A 16,941-nucleotide genomic window follows, 5' to 3' on the forward strand; every position below is an offset into this window, starting at 1 on the left:
CACAAGGACATCCTGTGATAGCGTCGCGCTCTTTCCCGCGGAGCGCGCGCTTTCATGGCCCAAGGCCAGTTCCTGATGCCGAAAACCAGCATGCCCGGTGTAGCCGCCGTGGTGGCGGATAGCGATCGTTGCTTTCCGCGCCATATGCATGATCAGTTCGGCATCGGCCTCATCGAGCGCGGCGCGCAGAAATCGCTTTCCGGCCGAGGCATGGTGGAAGCGGGCGCCGGCCACGTCATCACCGTCAATCCGGGCGAGGTGCATGACGGCATTCCGCTCGGAGAAGGTGGTCGCGCCTGGCGGATGCTCTATCTCGACATCGATATCGTTCGCGACGCCATTGCCGATGTCTGCGAGAAGGATCACGGCTCTTTCGAATTTGCCTATCCCGTTGATGCAAGGCCGCTCGCCCCCCGGTTCAGCGCCGTCTTTTCGGCTGTTACCGCAAGGCAGCGGCCGGGCGAAACCCTTCATGGCGACGAGGCCCTGCTGATGCTTTTGGCGGGTGCGATGGAGGTGGTTGCCAAACCGCGTGAAACTGCCGCGCCCGACAGCATAAAACGGGCGAAACGCAGAATTGATGACGATCCCGCCCGGCCGTTCCGCCTTGCCGATCTGGCCGCGGAGGCCGGTATGAGCCAGTTCCGCTTCCTGCGGGCCTTCGCCAGGGTAACCGGCCTGACGCCGCACAGCTATCTTCTCCAGCGCCGCGTCCATCTGGCCCGGCATGCGCTCGCCGGCGGCGCGCCACCCGCCGAGGTGGCCTTCATCGCCGGTTTTGCCGACCAGAGCCATCTGAACCGGGTTTTCGTGCGCCAGTTCGGGGTGACGCCGGCGGTTTATCGGGCGGCGCTTGCGTAAGGCAGGTTACTCCAAAAGGGGAAAGGTCTGTGCGGCAGTCTGGGGTTTCTGGGGAGCGCAAACGCACCCTCTTTCCTCATTCCTGTGCTTGTCACAGGAATCCAGCCAGCCCAAGTCTTTGGGCTGAAAGGGCTCCCCCGCCGCGCAGACGCGCGTCGACTGGATTCCTGTGACAAGCACAGGAATGAGGGGGAGGGAGCCTCCGGGCATCAATCCTGCAATTTCATCCAAGACACCCACCCCACGCACCATCATGCTCCTGTCCTCCACCCCAAGAGGACATACCCGCATCATGACTCCCGAATTCCTCATCACATCCTTCATCGTCGCCGCGTCTCCCGGAACCGGCGTGGTCTACACGCTGGCCGCCGGTCTTTCGCAGGGGGCGAGGGCGAGCGTCATCGCGGCCTTCGGCTGCACGCTCGGCATCGTGCCGCATCTGCTCGCCGCCATCACCGGGCTTGCCGCCATTCTGCACACCAGCGCGCTCGCCTTCGGCATAGTCAAATATCTGGGGGTCGCCTATCTCCTCTACATGGCGTGGAACACGCTGCGGGAAGACGGTGCACTGAAGATCAACGATACGAGGGAACCCCGGAAGGCCGCCCGTGTCATCGGCGATGCGATCCTCATCAATCTGCTGAACCCGAAACTGTCGATCTTCTTTTTCGCCTTCCTGCCGCAGTTCATCGCGTCGGATGAGGCTTTGCCGACATGGCGCATGGTCGATCTCGGGCTGATTTTCATGGCCATGACGTTTCTGGTCTTTGCGCTTTATGGCTGTTTCGCCGCCTCGGTCCGGCGGCATGTGGTGTCACGCCCGGCGGTCCTCGCCTGGCTGCGGCGCAGCTTCGCCGCCGCTTTCGTGGCGCTGGGTGCGAAGCTGGCCCTGACCGAGAGATAGACGGGACCAAATGGCCCCGTCGCCTCAGTCGTCCCAATCGGGCGCGAGGTGGCCGGGGCTGACGATGCGGCCATTCGGCCTGGCAAGGGCGTGGATCGCCCGCATTTCCTCTTCCGATAGCGCGAAGTCGAAAATATCGAAATTCTCCTTGAGGCGGCTTTCCGTCGCCGTCTTGGAAAGCGCCACGATATCAGGCTGCTGCACCGCCCAGCGCAGGGTCACCTGCGCGGCGGTCTTGCCGTGTTTCGCGCCGATATCCTTCAGCACTGGATCGTTCGGCACCTTGCCGTCGGCCATCAGATAATAGGCCGTCACCGACATTCCGTGCTTGCGCGCGGCGGAAACCACCTTCGTCTGGTCGAGATAGGGGTGATATTCGATCTGATTGGTCGCAAGCGGCGTGTCGGACAGTTTCACCGCCTCGTCAGTCAGCGCCACATTGAAGTTGGAAATGCCGATATTGCGCGCCTTGCCGGCCTTGCGCACCGCGTTCAGTGCACCCATGCGTTCAGCAAGCGGCACGTCGCTTTTCGGCCAGTGCAGCAGCAGCAGATCGACATAGTCGGTCTTCAGCTTCGTAAGGCTTTCATCAACGGAGGCAAGAAAATCATCGTGACGGTAGCGGTCCACCCAGACCTTGGTGGTCAGGAAGATATCGTGCCGGGAAATGCCTGACTGAGCGATGACCTCGCCAACGGCGCCCTCGTTCTTGTAGATCTGGGCGGTATCGACATGGCGGAAGCCGAGTTTCAGCGCTTCCGGCAGAACGCGCCTGATATCGTCTTCCGGAATGCGGAAGGTGCCGAAACCGAGGGCGGGAATATTCGCGCCATTCGCGCTGACGTCATACATGGATGTCTCTCCTGTTTGCTGAAAACATGGCCGGCGCAAGAGGCCGGGCGGGAAGCCGTCTTTCATTAACTGCCATCCGCGCGATCGGTTTCAACCGTTTTGACACGATCACCCATCCGCGCCATTGCGGGCGGAGAAGCGCGGCGATAACAGTCGGCGGCAGAAGATCATATCGCGGTGTGGATTTGAATATGCGGATGGAAGGAAATGTCGCATGTCACGCTCAGAACGGCTTCTCGATCTGTTGCAGATCCTGCGCTCTCACCGCATGCCGGTCAGTGGTGCGGCCCTTGCCGCGCAGACCGGCGTCAGTCTGCGCACGCTCTACCGCGATATAGCGACGCTTCAGGCGCAGGGCGCGGATATTGAGGGCGAGGCGGGCGTGGGTTATGTGCTGCGCCCCGGCTTCCTTCTGCCACCGCTGATGTTTTCCGGACAGGAAATCGAGGCGCTGGTGCTGGGCTCGCGCTGGGTGGCGGGTCGCGCCGATGCCGGGCTTGCCGAGGCTGCCCGCGCCGCCCTCGTCAAGATCGCTGCCGTTCTGCCCGATGCCCTGCGCGAAGAACTCGACAATTCCACGCTTCTCGTCGGCCCCGGCCAAAGCATGGCAACCATCCGCGTCGATCTCGCCGCCATTCGCGATACGATCCGCGAGCAAAGCAAGGTCGTGATGACTTATCGTGACGAAAAGGGAGAGTTGACGGAGCGGGTGATCTGGCCCTTCGCACTCGCCTTTTTCGATCTGGTGCGGGTGGTGCTGGCATGGTGCGAAACGCGGCAGGATTTCCGCAGTTTCCGGGCCGACCGTATCGAAACTTTCCGCCCGATGGACAGCCGTTATCCCCGCCGCCGGCAGGCTTTGCTGAAAGAATGGCGTGAGCGTGAAAAACAACGGCGTCGGCAACACCATGCTGACAAAAACTGACAGCAGGCGGGTCTAGATACCGTTCATCCGCAACACAGGAGAACGACCATGACTCACCCCGATTTCACTATCCTCTATGTCGATAACCCGCCGGCCAGCACGGAATTTTACAAGACCCTGCTGGGTACAGAGCCGGTCGAAGCCTCGCCGACATTCTCCCTGTTCATTCTTCAGAACGGCATGAAGCTCGGCCTCTGGTCGCGCCACACGGTGGAGCCGAAGGCATCGGTGACGGGCGGTGGCGGTGAGCTTGCCTTCCGTGTCGGAAACGACGCACAGGTGGATGAGACTTTCGCCGGATGGCAGGCAAGAGGTGTTCCCATGCTGCAGCAGCCCGCGAAAATGGAATTTGGCTACACTTTTACGGCCGCCGACCCCGACAACCACCGTCTCAGGGTCTATGCCTTCGCTGGTTGACGCTACTTCTTCACCGCCACCACAAACAGCCGTGGAAAGCGCAGCAGCAGACGGCCGTCCGCCATCGGCGGATAGGCCGCCTTGATACGCTGCGTATAGTCGGTGAGGAAGGCTTCGCGGTTTTCCTCACCGGCGGCGGCGAGGTAGGGGCGCAGCCCCGTGCCCTTCACCCATTCGACGATGCTTTCCGCATCCTTCATCGGGTGGTTATAGATGGTGTGCCACACATCCACGCGGGCAGCTTTCGGCGCCAGCGCGTTGAAATAGTCCGATGGCGCGGGCAGGGGTTTGCGCCGCAGTCTGCCGTCAGTAAACGTATCCTTCCACGGGCCGTTCGCGCCGGTCGCTTCCATGGCGCGATGTGTCGGTTCCTGCAGATTATCCGGCATCTGCACCGCCAGAACCCCGCCGCTGTCCAGCTGGTCCATCAATTGCGAAAGAACGGCAAGATGATCCGGCACCCACTGGAAAACCGCATTGGCGTAAAGCAGATCGGCCTTGTGGGCCGGTCGCCACTGCGAAAGATCGGCCTTGCCGAAGTTGGTATTTGGCAGCCGGTCCGCCGCCTTGGCCAACATGTCGTCATCGCTGTCGATGCCGGTGATGACATTGACGCCATAACGGTCGGTCAGAAGCTCGGTGGAATTGCCCGGCCCGCAGCCGAGATCATAGCCGTTCAGCACCCGCTCCAGCGGCACCTGCGCCAGAAGGTCCCGGGCGGGCCGCGTCCGCTCATCTTCGAATTTCAGATATTGCTGGGCGGACCATGCCATGATTTCCTCCTGCCAGAGAGCTGTAAGACCGTGAGCATCGCACGGGCGAAATAGCGCCGCCATCATCCGATGCATGAATTATTGTGATGAACCTATTCACCAACCTTTTGTTTCGCCTCATAAAACATCTTTATCGGTGCGTCGCTTTGTTATTTTCCATCAAAATCAGAAATCGTGGCAATTAAAACTTGACCTCATCAGGCGAGAGGCATTCACTCCGGCCGATTTTCCAAAGCATTTCCAGCAAAAGTGCGAAGCGGTTTTGCGTCTGGAAATGCGACCAGAGACAAGCAGCCCATTTCCAGCAAAATGCAAAGCGTTTTGCGCCCTGAAATGCGACAGGCAAAAAGACGGAGCGTTTTCGCCTTACGGAAACGCTTGAAAACAGGAGCCCGCCATGAGCGTCGATACAGCACCCCGATCAACCACCTGGACCTATGTTGACGGTCAATGGCTTCCCGGCAACCCGCCGCTCATCGGCCCGACCTCGCATGCCATGTGGCTGGCCTCCACGGTGTTCGACGGCGCACGCTGGTTCGATGGCGTCGCTCCCGATCTTGATCTGCATTGCCAGCGCGTCAACCGCTCGGCCGTCAATATGGGCATGAAGCCGACGATGACGGCGGAGGAGATCGAGACCCTGGCGCTGGAAGGCGTCAAGAAATTCGATGGCAATATGGCGATCTATATCAAGCCGATGTATTGGGCCGAACACGGCATGCCGGGCAGCGTCGTGGCGCCGGATGCCAGCTCCACCCGTTTCGCGCTCTGCCTGTTCGAAGCGCCGATGGATGCCGGCAAGCCGCTGACGCTCACCGTCTCGCCGCTGCGCCGTCCCTCGCCGGAAACCGCGATGACCGACGCCAAGGCCGGCAGCCTCTATCCCAATAGCGGCCGCGCCATTATTGAGGCCCGCGCTCGGGGCTTCGACAACGCCCTGATGCGCGACATGAATGGCAATGTCGCCGAATCCGCATCCGCCAACGTCTTCATGGTCAAGGACGGCGTAGTCCTCACCCCCGTTCCGAACCGCACCTTCCTTGCCGGCATCACCCGGTCGCGGGTGATGGGCCTGCTGCGCCAGGCCGGTTTCGAAGTGCGCGAAGCAACGCTCTCGGTCGAGGATTTCCGCGAGGCGGACGAAATCTTCTGCTCGGGCAATTATTCGAAAGTCTCGCCTGTCGTGAAGCTCGATGACCGCGTGCTGCAGGCAGGCCCGGTGGCGCGCAAGGCGCTCGATCTTTACCTGGACTGGGCGCGTCTCGGCACAGACGTCTGAGACCCGGTACCCCGTTTTGAAAAGCTGCGGCAGGGTCATGACCCTGCCGCAGTTTTTTTTGAATTATGATATTTCCCCTGAAAATCGAGGGGCAATTTAATCCAATTTTAGAAAAACTCCCTGTAGCTTGCGGCATTATCGGTTTGGGCTACGGGGGCCACCAATGTCTTTCAGCATACGCAATATACTTGTTGGTTTTTTTCTGCTTGTCGGCATTGCACTGGCCGGCTTCGTGGGCAATGCCATGTGGCAATCCGTCCATCGAGCCCGCACTTTTTCCGATGTAGCGCAGCTCGTTTCGCTCGACAGGCTGCTGTTTAACGCCCTGCTAAACTTTCGGAGCGAACGCGGCAACAGCGCTTCGGCGCTGACCGTTGATCCGGCGAAGACGGCGAGTACCATCGCCAGCGTGCAGGCATCGCGCCAGAAGGTGGATGCGGCCATGGGCGGATTTCTCGAACAGTCCGCAGCACTTGGCCAGACCGGGCTGCAAGCGCCGCTTGCCCGCGTGAAAGACATCTACGCGCAGGTTCTGGATTTGCGCAAAAAGATCGACGCCAACGTCACCTTGCCGCTCGACCGCCGCGAAAGCGGGCTGGACAAGGCCGTGCTGGCGCTCGGGGCGGATTTCCTGACCGCGCTCGAGACAGGATCGACGGCGGTGGAAGGCGAGGTCCGCTCGCTGGATCAGAGCCTGACGGGCCTCATACAGCTCCGGTCCTATGGCTGGTCGGCGCGCGCGCTTGGCGGCAGCGCCACCGTCGTCATCAATGCGGTCGTCGCCCAGCAGCGGCCGCTGACCCCGCAGGAAACCCAGCAGCTTGGCAATTTCGATGCCGGCGCGGCCTTTGCGTGGAAAGCCACCGGCGAACTCGTCGCGCATGAATCGACGCCGCAGGCCCTTAAGGATATCTACGCCGTCGCCGACCGGACCTATTTCAAGGGCGATTTCATTACCGAGCGCGCCAAGCTGATCGACGATCTGAATAACGGCCGCACGCCGTCCTTCACCATCGACACGTGGCGCAATACCGTCACGGCCAACCTCGACACGGTTGCGAAAATCGCTTCCGAAGCGATGGACGTTCTCAATGCCAATGCCGAAAAGGCGAAACAGGACGCCCTTGTCGGCGCGATCATTTATCTGGCGGCCTTCATCGTCACTCTTGGGGTCTGCATTCTCTGTCTCGCCGTCATCATTGGCCGCGTTACCCGCCCGATCAGCCGCTTGACCAATTCGATGATGGAACTCGCCAACGGCAATCTTTCCATCGACGTGCCCGGTGCCAAACGCAGCGATGAAATCGGCGAAATGGCCCGCGCGGTCGAGATTTTCCGTGAGGCGGCAATCCGTAACCGGCAATTGGAGACGGATGCCGTCGGCAATCGCGAAAAGGCCGAACGGGATCGTATCGAGTTGCAGCAACGCACGGAAGCCGAGGCCGAGGAACGGCTCACGCAGGCCACCGGTTCGCTGGCTGGCGGTCTTCGTCGGCTTGCCTCCGGCGATATGGTCTGCGAGATCGCCACGCCGTTCGCGCCGCAGTTCGAAGCATTGCGACACGATTTCAACAGTTCCGTCGTTCAGCTGCGCGAGGCGCTGGCAAGCGTCGGCAATTCCGTCCAGACCGTGAATGGCGGCGCGCACGAAGTGTCGTCCGCCTCCGACGACCTTTCCCGCCGCACCGAGCAGCAGGCCGCCTCTCTGGAAGAAACCGCCGCCGCACTGGAAGAAATCACCGCCAATGTGTCGTCAACCTCCAAGCGGGCGAGCGAGGCGCGCGATACGGTGCGCGAGGCGCGCACCAAGGCCGACCTTTCCGGCAAGGTGGTGCGCGATGCCGTCTCCGCCATGGAGCGTATCGAACATTCCTCCAAGCAGATCGGCCAGATCATCGGCGTCATCGATGAAATCGCCTTCCAGACCAACCTTCTGGCGCTGAATGCCGGCGTCGAGGCAGCGCGCGCTGGCGAGGCAGGCCGGGGCTTTGCGGTCGTGGCGCAGGAAGTGCGCGAACTGGCGCAGCGTTCCGCCAAGGCCGCCAAGGAGATCAAGCAGCTCATCAACACCTCCGCCGCAGCAGTGGGTGAGGGCGTGAAGCTGGTCGCCGATACCGGCGTCGGGCTTTCCGAAATCGAGCAGCTGGTGCTATCCGTCAACGCCCATATGGACGCCATCGCGACGGCGGCGCAGGAACAATCCTCGGGTCTCGCGGAGGTCAACACCGCCGTCAACCACATGGATCAGGCCACGCAGCAAAATGCCGCGATGGTCGAGGAAATGAACGCTGCCGGCGCCGGTCTGGCGCAGGAATGCGCCAATCTCCAGTCGCTGCTTTCGCAATTCCAGCTCGGCCAGCAGGCCTCGGCATTGCGCGATACGGCAAGGCAAATGCAGCGGGCCGCAAGCCCGGCACGTGCTCCGGTCTCTCCAGCCCCGAAAGCCCGCCCGGTTGCCGCGCGCGGCAATGCGGCGCTGGCCGTGAAGGGCGACGACTGGACGGAGTTCTGAGTTTCGCACGCCAGCTCCGCCTCATCAAAAGGCCTCGGCAACGTTGTTGCCGAGGCTTTCTCCATCCGCGATGTCATCCTCTGGCTTGTCCCGAGAATCTGCAATAGATTGATTTTGTTGACGTGTTTAGATCCTTGGGACAAGCCCAAGGATGACGCTGAAGACATGCGCGCTATTCGCCATCAGCTTCGATGACCGAAACTGGCCTCATCGTTTCCGCAAGTCCGGCAACGCACCGGCAAGCGCCCGCAGCGGCGCGGTCATGTGTTTGTCGCGCCGCAGCGCCAGCGCGATCCGCCGTTCGAGCGGCGGTTCGAGGGAGCGCCACTCCAGCCCCGATGCCGCCCCTTCATGCTCCATGGCCATGCGTGGCACGATGGCGAGGCCGAGGCCCGCGCCCGCGAGCTTCTTGATGGCTTCGACGCTGCCCAGCTCCATGGCCGGCTGTACCGTGCGCCCGCTCACTGAAAACCACTGATCCACGAGCCTGCGCGTATTGCCGCCCTCGTAGAGGAGCAGCGGCTGCGTCGACAGCTTTTCGGCATTCAGCACCGTCGCCCCGGAAACGGAGCCGTGCGGGAAAACCGCGACCAGTTCGTCGAGATGGATATCGCGGATATCGAGGCTGCGGCCGCTGGCCGGCAGGGCCACCACCGCGGCATCGATCGTATTGGCTTCCAGAAGCCGTAAAATATCGTGGGTATTGCCGGTCTGCACGACGATGTCGATGCCCGGCATCGCCTGGCGGATACGGCCGAGCACCGGCGGCAGTAGGTAGATGCAGGCGGTGGCGCCCGTGCCGATGCGTAAGCGTCCCGTCACCCCGCTGCGATGCGGCGCGACGGTATCGATGGCATGCGCCACTTCTTCGGCGATGCGTCTTGCATGGATGAGGAAGTCCCGGCCCGCCGCGGTCGGCTGCGCCCGCCTGCCGACGCGTTCGATCAGCCGCACGCCGAGCTGCTTTTCCAGCAGTCTGATGTGAAGGCTGATGGCCGGCTGCGTCAGCCCGACTTTGTCGGCGGCGGCGGAGAAGCTGCCAAGATCGGCCACATCCATGAAGCTGCGCACCTGCCGCAGATCGAGGTCCATCATCAAAGAAAACCTTATCGTTTGTATAAGACAGATAATCTTTATTTTGATTGCGCCGCAATGCACAATGAGGCCGTGAATGACCGCAGGACAGCAAGAATGACCCTTCCCACCGTTCCCAGCCTTTTAATCCGCCCCTGTGAAGAGGCGGATATTCCAGCCATCACCGAAATTTACCGGGATGCCGTGCTCCATGGTAGCGCCAGCTTCGAGATCGACCCGCCGACCGTGGAAACCATGATCGAGCGCCGCCGCCTTCTGGTAGAGGGCAACTATCCCTATCTCGTCGCCGAGTGCGATGGAAAGGTAGCCGGATATGCCTATGCCGGCGCTTACCGCGCCCGCCCGGCCTATGGCGCGGCGGTCGAGGATTCCGTTTATATCGATCCGGCCATGAAGGGCATGGGTATCGGCCGCAAGCTGCTCGATGCGCTGATCGAAGATGCAACCGCGCGCGGTTTCCGGCAGATGATCGCCGTCGTCGGCGATAGCGCCAACGCCGCTTCGGTCGGCGTCCACCGCGCCGCCGGGTTCGAGCTTGTCGGCACGTTCAAGTCCATCGGCTGGAAACACGGCCAATGGCTGGACACGGTGCTGATGCAGCGCGCGCTCGGCGAGGGCGACACCACGCCCCGCTTCTGAGCGATCAGGGCTTAGTCGAGCCGGGGATTTCGACCTTCAGCGTATCGCCGGCAAGTTCGCTGCCCAGTTCCACGGCCTTGGTCTTTTTGTCATAGACGCAGATATGGCTGACCGTCGCATCCGTGCCTTTCGCCTTGCCGGTGAGGATGGCGAGACCGTAATTTTCGCTGCCGACGGGATCGACCACCGCCTTGGCATCCTCGATCATGTCCTTGGCCACGCCAAGGCAGGCGGTCTGCACATCCGCCACGAATTCCTTCCACGCATCATCCGACGATGCGGCGGCGGGTAGCGCCAGCGATGAGAGGGCGGTAAAGAACAGAACGTTTCGGGCGATGAAGCGCGTCATGGAATTTCCTTCCTGCATTTTCGGCAAAAGCGAACCGATAGGGTGGAAAACGGTACGCCAGGGTTGTGAAACAAATGTGGTGGCGGCTGGCTCGAGACGAATTTTCTCTTTTGTCGGAACATTTTGATATTTCGCAGGTTGCCCAAACAGAGGTTCGCTCCTATGGTCCGCGCACACGGTTTCAAGGAGCGGTCCAGCCGCTGCAACAAGGAGTAAAACCATGGCCTTCGAACTTCCCGAACTCCCCTACGACTACGACGCGCTTGCACCTTACATGTCGCGCGAGACGCTCGAGTTCCATCACGACAAGCACCACAAGGCATATGTCGACAACGGCAACAAGCTGGCGGCCGAAGCCGGTCTTTCCGACCTGTCGCTCGAGGAAGTCGTGAAGAAGTCCTTTGGCACCAATGCCGGCCTCTTCAACAACGCTGCCCAGCACTACAACCACGTTCATTTCTGGAAGTGGATGAAGAAGGACGGCGGCGGCAACAAGCTGCCTGGTAAGCTGGAACAGGCATTCGCTTCCGATCTCGGCGGTTACGACAAGTTCAAGGCTGATTTCATCGCAGCCGGCACCACGCAGTTCGGCTCCGGCTGGGCGTGGCTCTCCGTCAAGAACGGCAAGCTCGAAATCTCCAAGACCCCGAACGGTGAAAACCCGCTGGTTCACGGTGCAGAGCCGATCCTCGGCGTCGACGTCTGGGAGCACTCCTACTACATCGACTACCGCAACCTGCGCCCGAAGTACCTCGAAGCCTTCGTTGATAACCTCATCAACTGGGACTACGTCCTGGAGCGTTACGAAGCCGCTGCCAAGTAAGGCTTGGCGAACGGAATTTTTGAACACCCGGCCGTTGTGCCGGGTGTTCTGCTTTTTGGGACATGCCGTTCCGGCCGCTTGTCACAAGCCTGTCATCAGCCGGGTTTATCGCGGCGCATCATGACTGAAAAAAGCAAGCCTCTCTTCTCCTTCGGCATCGTCGCCGATCCCCAATATGCCAATGCCGATCCCCGTCCGGACATGGGTCGCTATTATGCCGAAAGCCCGAAAAAGCTTTCCGAAGCGGTGGCCGCCTTCAACGAAGAGGACCTCGCCTTCGTGGTGACGCTCGGCGACATCATCGACCGCGGTTTCGACAATTTCGATGCGATCCTCAGCGTTTATGACGGGCTTCGCCATCCCTCGGTCCTGTTGCCGGGTAATCATGATTTTTCAGTTGCGCCTGAACGTCTGACCGCCATCCATGCCCGCCTCGGCATGCCGGCCCCCTGGCATGACTTCGCCATCGGCAATGTCCGCTTCGCCGTGCTCGATGGCAACGAGGTCAGTCTCTTCGCCCCGCCGCCCGGCGATCCGCGTCGCGCACTTGCGCAGGAGCGGCTGAAGCACCTGCAGGAAGCGGGCGCGATCAATGCACAGGACTGGAACGCCTCGCTCAGCGACGAGCAGTTCGAATGGCTGCAAAGCCTCCTGCAAAAATCGGATGCGGCCGGCGAAAAAGTGGTCGTGCTGTGCCACTATCCGCTTTATCCGGAAAACGCTCACAACATGTGGGATGCACCGCGCATTCTCGATCTTCTCGACGCCCATGCTTCGGCCGTCGCATGGTTCAATGGCCATAATCACGAAGGCAATTATGGTGTGCTGGGCAACACCCACTTCGTCAATTTCAAGGGCATGGTGGACACGCCCGACCAGAACACCTTCGCTATATCAGATGTTTTCGAAGACCGGATCGTCATTCGCGGCTTTGGCCGCGAGGAGGATCGTCTCTTACAGCTGTGAGGATGGACTGCCCTGCCAGCCGCTCATCCACAATTGCCGCAGCTTTTCACCTTCAAGCTTGAAAAAGCTGCCGGTGCTTTCGCAGGTCAAAACCCGGTCCGAGCGGAAGTTGCGGATCGCCTGCCGTAATTCGCACCAGCCGACGATATTCACCGTCTCAGAATAATAGATCACGGCAATGGGCCGGATCTGCCGCCGGGTCTCTGCGCCGGTTTCATCGCGATAGCTGATGTCCAGCCTCTCTTCATCGCGCACCGCCCGCCGGACGGTGGCAAGATCAATGCCGGCAGGTGCTGGCGCGATGCTGCCCCAGGCATGCAGGGCATTGGCCGACAGGGTTTTGGACAGGGGTTCGGGCAGCGAGGCGGCAATCTTGTCGCTCGCTTTTCTCGCCGCCTGCCGCAATTCGGCATCACCGGAACGGCCAACCATGGCGAGCGCCAGCACGATTGCCTCGGTCTCTTCGATGGAAAACATCAGCGGCGGCAGGCTGAAGCCAGGGCGCAGAATATAACCGACGCCGCGCTCGCCTTCGATGGGCACCCGCATGGTCTGGAGGGCGGCTATGTCGCGATAGACCGAACGCGCCGTCACTTCCAGCTTTTCCGCAATCATCTGGGCGGTAACGGGCCGGCGCGCCAGCCGCAGGATCTGAATGATCTCGAACAGTCTCGACGCCTTGCGCATTGACATTTTCCCGGCGTTTTTTCAAGACAACTGACATAATGCTGTCAGTTGGCTTTTTCTATAAACGGCAAAACACATTGAGAAACATGCATATTCCTAAATGTGCCATGAACCGTCTGGGGAGATACTGACATGAGTTACGCCGAAAATCTCTGGCTTTTCTTTCTGGTCCTGTTCGGCATCATCATCCTGCCGGGCATGGACATGCTGTTCGTGCTGGCGAGTGCGCTGACGGGCGGCAGGAAAACCGGCCTTTCGGCCGCAAGCGGCATGAGCGCCGGCGGCATCGTGCATTCGCTTTATGGCGCGGCCGGCGTTGGCCTGCTCGCCGCCTGGATGCCGTCGCTGTTTCTGCCGCTTCTCATTGTCGGCGCTGCCTATATGGTCTGGATCGGCATCGGCCTGATGCGCAGCGCAATCGTCGTGAATGGCGATGAGGCGCAGGCAAGCACCTCATCGAAAAAAGCGTTCTGGCGGGCGGTGCTGACCTGCCTTTCCAACCCGAAAGCCTATCTGTTCATGATGGCGGTCTATCCGCAATTCTTAAAACCGGCCTATGGTCCGATCTGGATGCAGGGGCTGGTGATGGGGGCGATGGTGGCGGTAACGCAGTTTACCGTTTATGGCGCGCTGGCGCTGACGGCGGATAAAAGCCGGCAATGGCTGGTTTCTTCACCCGGCGCCACGATCTTCATCGGTCGCGCTGCCGGTTTCATGCTGGTTGCCGCAGCCCTGCTGACATTTTGGGAAGCTCTGTCGTGGAGCCTCGGCGAATAAGAGGAACAGGTTCCGCCGCTCCAGGGAGGCTATTCCCTGGCAAGCCAGCGAATGCTCTCCTTTGGCCCGTTGTTTTGTCACGGGTTCTTGTCGGAAAACCTTCGGACACTTTTCGGCCTGATACTCTAGACTTCTGTTTTCACGGCGGAATTCACCGCAATGTGACTTCTTTTCGCCATGCGGAAAGGGCATCCTCGCGCCGTTCCATCAAGCGTCCGGCACCCGGCCGGAATCAAGGAGAGAGTGTATGAAACTGAAAACCATCGCGGCGGCCATGCTTTTCGGCTGTCTTTGCGCCGGAGCGGTCTTCGCTGCCGGCGAAGTCGAAAAACGTGAAGGCATGATGAAGCAGATCGGCGGCTCCATGGGCGCGCTTGCTGCCATCTCCAAGGGCCAGAAGCCCTTCGACGCCGAGGCCGTCAAGGCTGCCGTGACGACCATCAGCACCAATGCCAAGGCTTTCCCTGATCAGTTCCCGAAGGGTTCCGAGACCGGCAGCGCGGCTGCCCCCGCCATCTGGGAAAATTTCGAGGACTTCAAGGCCAAGGCGGCCAAGCTCGGTGCTGATGCCGATACGGTTCTTGCCAATCTCCCCACCGATCAGGCGGGCGTCACCACCGCCATGAAGACGCTCGGCGCTGATTGTGGCACCTGCCACCAGACCTATCGTCTGAAGAAATAAATCATGAATTTCAAAACGCTGCTTCCCGGCGGCGTTTTTTCACTTTGAAAGACACCTGATCACTCGGGTGAGAATGGGGAGAGGGGTATGTCTTCCATTTGGACGAAGCTTGTGGGCGGGGCCGTGATCGCGGCCATTGCCGGCTACGGCATTTTCGCCTGGGTCACCGCGCCGCAGCGGCAGGCGCCCAGCCATTGGGTCAGCCTCGGAGAGCCGGATCTGGCCAATGGCGAAACGCTGTTCTGGGCGGGTGGCTGCGCAAGCTGTCATGCCGCACCGGATGCCACGGGTGACGCGATGCGGACGCTTGCCGGCGGGCAGGCGCTGAAAAGCCCCTTCGGCCCCTTCCATGTGCCCAATATTTCCTCTGATCCACAGCACGGTATCGGCAGCTGGACACTGGCGGAATTCGGCGATGCCATGACGCGCGGGGTGGGAAAGAACGGCGAACATCTTTACCCGTCCTTCCCTTACGCCTCCTATGCGCGCATGACGCAGAAGGACGTGAACGACCTGTTCGGTTATCTGAAAACCCTGCCGGCCAGCCAGAATGATGCTCCGGATCACGACTTGCCGTTTCCCTTCAACCTGCGCATGGCGCTCGGCGGCTGGAAATTCCTGTATTTCGACACTTCCGCACCGCCGCGCGTCGAGCTTGCCAATGCCAATGCCGAATTGCTGCGCGGCCAATATCTGGTCGAAGGGCCGGGCCATTGCGGGGAATGCCACACCCCGCGCAATGCGCTCGGCGGTTTTCTGGAGGGCAAATGGCTGGCTGGCGGCCCCAATCCCGAAGGTGAGGGCCGCATTCCCGATATCACGCCGGGTTCTGCGAGCATCGGATCGTGGACGACGGCGGATATTGCCGGCTATCTGGAAACCGGCTTCACCCCGGAATTCGACAGCGTCGGCGGCTCCATGGTCAAGGTGCAGCAGAACATGGCGCATCTCACCGCCGAAGACCGCAATGCGATTGCGGCCTATCTGAAGGCGATCCCGTCTCGATAACTGGGCATGGCTTGGGTTGGCGCTCACCACATGCTTAACATCATGCTGGTGCCAAGGAGCCGCCACCATTGACTCCCGCACGCACCCGGCCGATAACATGTCCGTGATGGTTCCTTCCGGGCGTTCCGGAAGGTGAAAAGGGAACACGATAGGGAGAAATCCTCATTCGTGGCTGCCCCCGCAACTGTGAGCGGAGAGCCTGAAACGAAATGCCACTGGCAAGCCATCTCGCCCTTTTTTTACGGCGAGGGCGATGCCGGGAAGGTGTTTCAGGTTTTGACCCGTAAGCCAGGAGACCTGCCATCACGGAAATGTCCATGCCGGCGGGGTGTCCGGAAGAGCGGAATGTCAGGGTCGTCGGCTTCGATACCCCTGTGTCAGTCTCGTATCCCCGTGGTGAAGTGTATCATATGCGGTCTGGTGGCTTTTTGCCGTTCGGCCGCATCTTATGGCGCGGGGTCGCGCCGGGAGAGGGGTCACCATGTCTATCCAGCAGAATACGGCCAATGCTGCCGTTTCAGCAAAAACGGGCAGCTTCGCGCAATCGCTGACGGCGATCGTGCTTGGCCTGTTCGTCGTCGGTTTTGTCGGCTTTTCGCATGTGGAAGCCGTTCACAATGCCGCGCATGACACGCGTCATGCCAATGCCTTCCCCTGCCATTGAGGGGAAACGGCATGTCATTTTTTCGCAATATCGTCTTTACCGCCGTTCTGGTCGGCATCGTTGGCGGTTTGGCCGTCTCGGCCATGCAGGCTTTCGGGACCACGCCGCTCATCCTTCAGGCGGAAACCTTTGAAAGCGCCGGCGGCGAAGCGGCCCATAGCCATGATGCGGCAGCGCCCGGCGCTGCGGTTCCCGCCCATGAGCACAATGACGAGGCATGGGCTCCGGCCGATGGTTTCGAACGCACCGCCTATACTGTCGCTGCCAATGTGCTGACCGCCATCGGTTACGCGCTGGTGCTGACCGGTCTCATCTCGCTGCGCGGCACCGATGCCGGCTGGCGCGAAGGTCTTCTGTGGGGCGTTGCCGGTTTTGCCGCCGTCATGCTCGCGCCGATGATCGGCCTGCCGCCGGAATTGCCGGGAAGCCCGGCCGCAGCACTTGAGGCGCGGCAAATCTGGTGGCTCTCGACGGTTGCCGCAACCGCGGGCGGCATTGCGCTGATTGCGTTTCGCCGCGAGCCCTGGGCCATCGTTCTTGCTCTGGTCCTGATCGTCGCGCCGCATGTGGTGGGCGCACCGCTGCCGCCGGAAGGCGAACATGCGCTGGCACCGCTGCCGCTGGAACGGCAGTTCATCGTTGCCGCCACCATCACCAGCTTCGTTTTCTGGGCGCTGCTTGGAACACTGAGCGCGTTTTTCCTGAAACGCTTCCAGTCGGCGTAAATT

Annotated in this window: 19 protein-coding genes and 1 riboswitch; of the genes, 14 read left to right on the forward strand and 5 right to left on the reverse strand. The window is 60.9% G+C overall.

All coding sequences use genetic code 11. The features are described 5' to 3' along the window. The first annotated feature begins 54 nt into the window (after window positions 1-54). Window positions 55-861, forward strand: a complete 807-nt coding sequence (locus tag DXT96_RS01995) for an AraC family transcriptional regulator (RefSeq protein ID WP_153513352.1) — start codon at window positions 55-57, stop codon at window positions 859-861. A gap of 292 nt (window positions 862-1,153) precedes the next feature. Beyond that, entirely contained in the window at window positions 1,154-1,765 is a 612-nt protein-coding gene (locus DXT96_RS02005; protein ID WP_153513353.1) for a LysE family translocator, read from the forward strand. Window positions 1,766-1,789: 24 nt separating this feature from the next. Here the strand turns inward: DXT96_RS02005 and DXT96_RS02010 are convergent, their stop codons facing one another. Continuing rightward, the gene (locus tag DXT96_RS02010) at window positions 1,790-2,617 is read right to left on the reverse strand and encodes an aldo/keto reductase (protein ID WP_153513354.1); all 828 of its coding nucleotides are present in this window, start codon (window positions 2,615-2,617) and stop codon (window positions 1,790-1,792) included. Window positions 2,618-2,831: 214 nt separating this feature from the next. On the opposite strand from DXT96_RS02010, the gene DXT96_RS02015 reads away from it, so the two are divergent. Beyond that, window positions 2,832-3,542 carry a YafY family protein gene (locus tag DXT96_RS02015; protein ID WP_153513355.1) on the forward strand — a complete coding sequence of 237 codons (711 nt, stop codon included), beginning with the start codon at window positions 2,832-2,834 and terminating at the stop codon, window positions 3,540-3,542. 48 nt (window positions 3,543-3,590) lie between these two features. Then, window positions 3,591-3,959: a VOC family protein gene (locus DXT96_RS02020; protein WP_149898812.1), complete on the forward strand. Its 369-nt coding sequence runs from the start codon at window positions 3,591-3,593 to the stop codon at window positions 3,957-3,959. 2 nt (window positions 3,960-3,961) lie between these two features. On the opposite strand, the gene tam is transcribed toward DXT96_RS02020, so the two are convergent. Continuing rightward, window positions 3,962-4,732: a trans-aconitate 2-methyltransferase gene (gene tam, locus DXT96_RS02025; protein ID WP_153513356.1), complete on the reverse strand. Its 771-nt coding sequence runs from the start codon at window positions 4,730-4,732 to the stop codon at window positions 3,962-3,964. Between the two features lie 397 nt (window positions 4,733-5,129). Between tam and DXT96_RS02035 the strand changes: the two genes are divergently transcribed. Further along, a complete protein-coding gene (locus tag DXT96_RS02035; protein WP_153513358.1) occupies window positions 5,130-6,011 on the forward strand; it encodes a branched-chain amino acid aminotransferase in 882 nt (293 codons plus the stop codon). A 163-nt stretch (window positions 6,012-6,174) separates the two neighbouring features. Then, on the forward strand, window positions 6,175-8,523 hold the full coding sequence (locus DXT96_RS02040) for a HAMP domain-containing methyl-accepting chemotaxis protein (protein ID WP_153513359.1): 2,349 nt from the start codon (window positions 6,175-6,177) through the stop codon (window positions 8,521-8,523). A gap of 207 nt (window positions 8,524-8,730) precedes the next feature. On the opposite strand, the gene DXT96_RS02045 is transcribed toward DXT96_RS02040, so the two are convergent. Then, window positions 8,731-9,618, reverse strand: a complete 888-nt coding sequence (locus tag DXT96_RS02045; RefSeq protein WP_153513360.1) for a LysR family transcriptional regulator — start codon at window positions 9,616-9,618, stop codon at window positions 8,731-8,733. Between the two features lie 96 nt (window positions 9,619-9,714). Here DXT96_RS02045 and DXT96_RS02050 point away from each other — a divergent pair, with 96 nt between their 5' ends. Then, window positions 9,715-10,257 (forward strand): GNAT family N-acetyltransferase, encoded by a 543-nt coding sequence (locus DXT96_RS02050; protein WP_153513361.1) that lies wholly within the window; start codon window positions 9,715-9,717, stop codon window positions 10,255-10,257. 4 nt (window positions 10,258-10,261) lie between these two features. Here the strand turns inward: DXT96_RS02050 and DXT96_RS02055 are convergent, their stop codons facing one another. After that, window positions 10,262-10,606: a hypothetical protein gene (locus DXT96_RS02055; RefSeq protein ID WP_194287525.1), complete on the reverse strand. Its 345-nt coding sequence runs from the start codon at window positions 10,604-10,606 to the stop codon at window positions 10,262-10,264. A 220-nt stretch (window positions 10,607-10,826) separates the two neighbouring features. Between DXT96_RS02055 and DXT96_RS02060 the strand changes: the two genes are divergently transcribed. Both DXT96_RS02060 and DXT96_RS02065 read left to right on the forward strand, forming a co-directional pair. After that, a complete protein-coding gene (locus DXT96_RS02060) occupies window positions 10,827-11,429 on the forward strand; it encodes a superoxide dismutase (protein ID WP_077982731.1) in 603 nt (200 codons plus the stop codon). 120 nt (window positions 11,430-11,549) lie between these two features. Further along, a complete protein-coding gene (locus DXT96_RS02065) occupies window positions 11,550-12,395 on the forward strand; it encodes a metallophosphoesterase (RefSeq protein WP_153513362.1) in 846 nt (281 codons plus the stop codon). Here DXT96_RS02065 and DXT96_RS02070 read toward each other — a convergent pair. Then, entirely contained in the window at window positions 12,384-13,082 is a 699-nt protein-coding gene (locus DXT96_RS02070; RefSeq protein ID WP_153513363.1) for a YafY family protein, read from the reverse strand. The genes DXT96_RS02065 and DXT96_RS02070 overlap by 12 nt on opposite strands. Window positions 13,083-13,214: 132 nt before the next feature. On the opposite strand from DXT96_RS02070, the gene DXT96_RS02075 reads away from it, so the two are divergent. The 5 genes from DXT96_RS02075 to DXT96_RS02095 all read left to right on the forward strand — a co-directional run bounded on the left by DXT96_RS02075 (window position 13,215) and on the right by DXT96_RS02095 (window position 16,938). After that, window positions 13,215-13,859, forward strand: coding sequence for a LysE family translocator (locus tag DXT96_RS02075; RefSeq protein WP_153513364.1), 645 nt, complete (start codon window positions 13,215-13,217; stop codon window positions 13,857-13,859). 247 nt (window positions 13,860-14,106) lie between these two features. Further along, window positions 14,107-14,541: a cytochrome c gene (locus DXT96_RS02080; RefSeq protein WP_174372908.1), complete on the forward strand. Its 435-nt coding sequence runs from the start codon at window positions 14,107-14,109 to the stop codon at window positions 14,539-14,541. 87 nt (window positions 14,542-14,628) lie between these two features. Beyond that, the gene (locus DXT96_RS02085; protein ID WP_153513365.1) at window positions 14,629-15,549 is read left to right on the forward strand and encodes a cytochrome c; all 921 of its coding nucleotides are present in this window, start codon (window positions 14,629-14,631) and stop codon (window positions 15,547-15,549) included. A 90-nt stretch (window positions 15,550-15,639) separates the two neighbouring features. Then, a riboswitch (cobalamin riboswitch) is annotated at window positions 15,640-15,869 on the forward strand. Window positions 15,870-16,030: 161 nt separating this feature from the next. Further along, window positions 16,031-16,213 carry a CbtB domain-containing protein gene (locus DXT96_RS02090; RefSeq protein WP_046798597.1) on the forward strand — a complete coding sequence of 61 codons (183 nt, stop codon included), beginning with the start codon at window positions 16,031-16,033 and terminating at the stop codon, window positions 16,211-16,213. Between the two features lie 11 nt (window positions 16,214-16,224). Next, window positions 16,225-16,938: a CbtA family protein gene (locus DXT96_RS02095; protein WP_065115137.1), complete on the forward strand. Its 714-nt coding sequence runs from the start codon at window positions 16,225-16,227 to the stop codon at window positions 16,936-16,938. Window positions 16,939-16,941 lie beyond the last annotated feature (3 nt).

It is taken from the genome of Agrobacterium sp. ICMP 6402 (genome assembly GCF_009498615.1).
GTDB lineage: Bacteria > Pseudomonadota > Alphaproteobacteria > Rhizobiales > Rhizobiaceae > Agrobacterium > Agrobacterium burrii.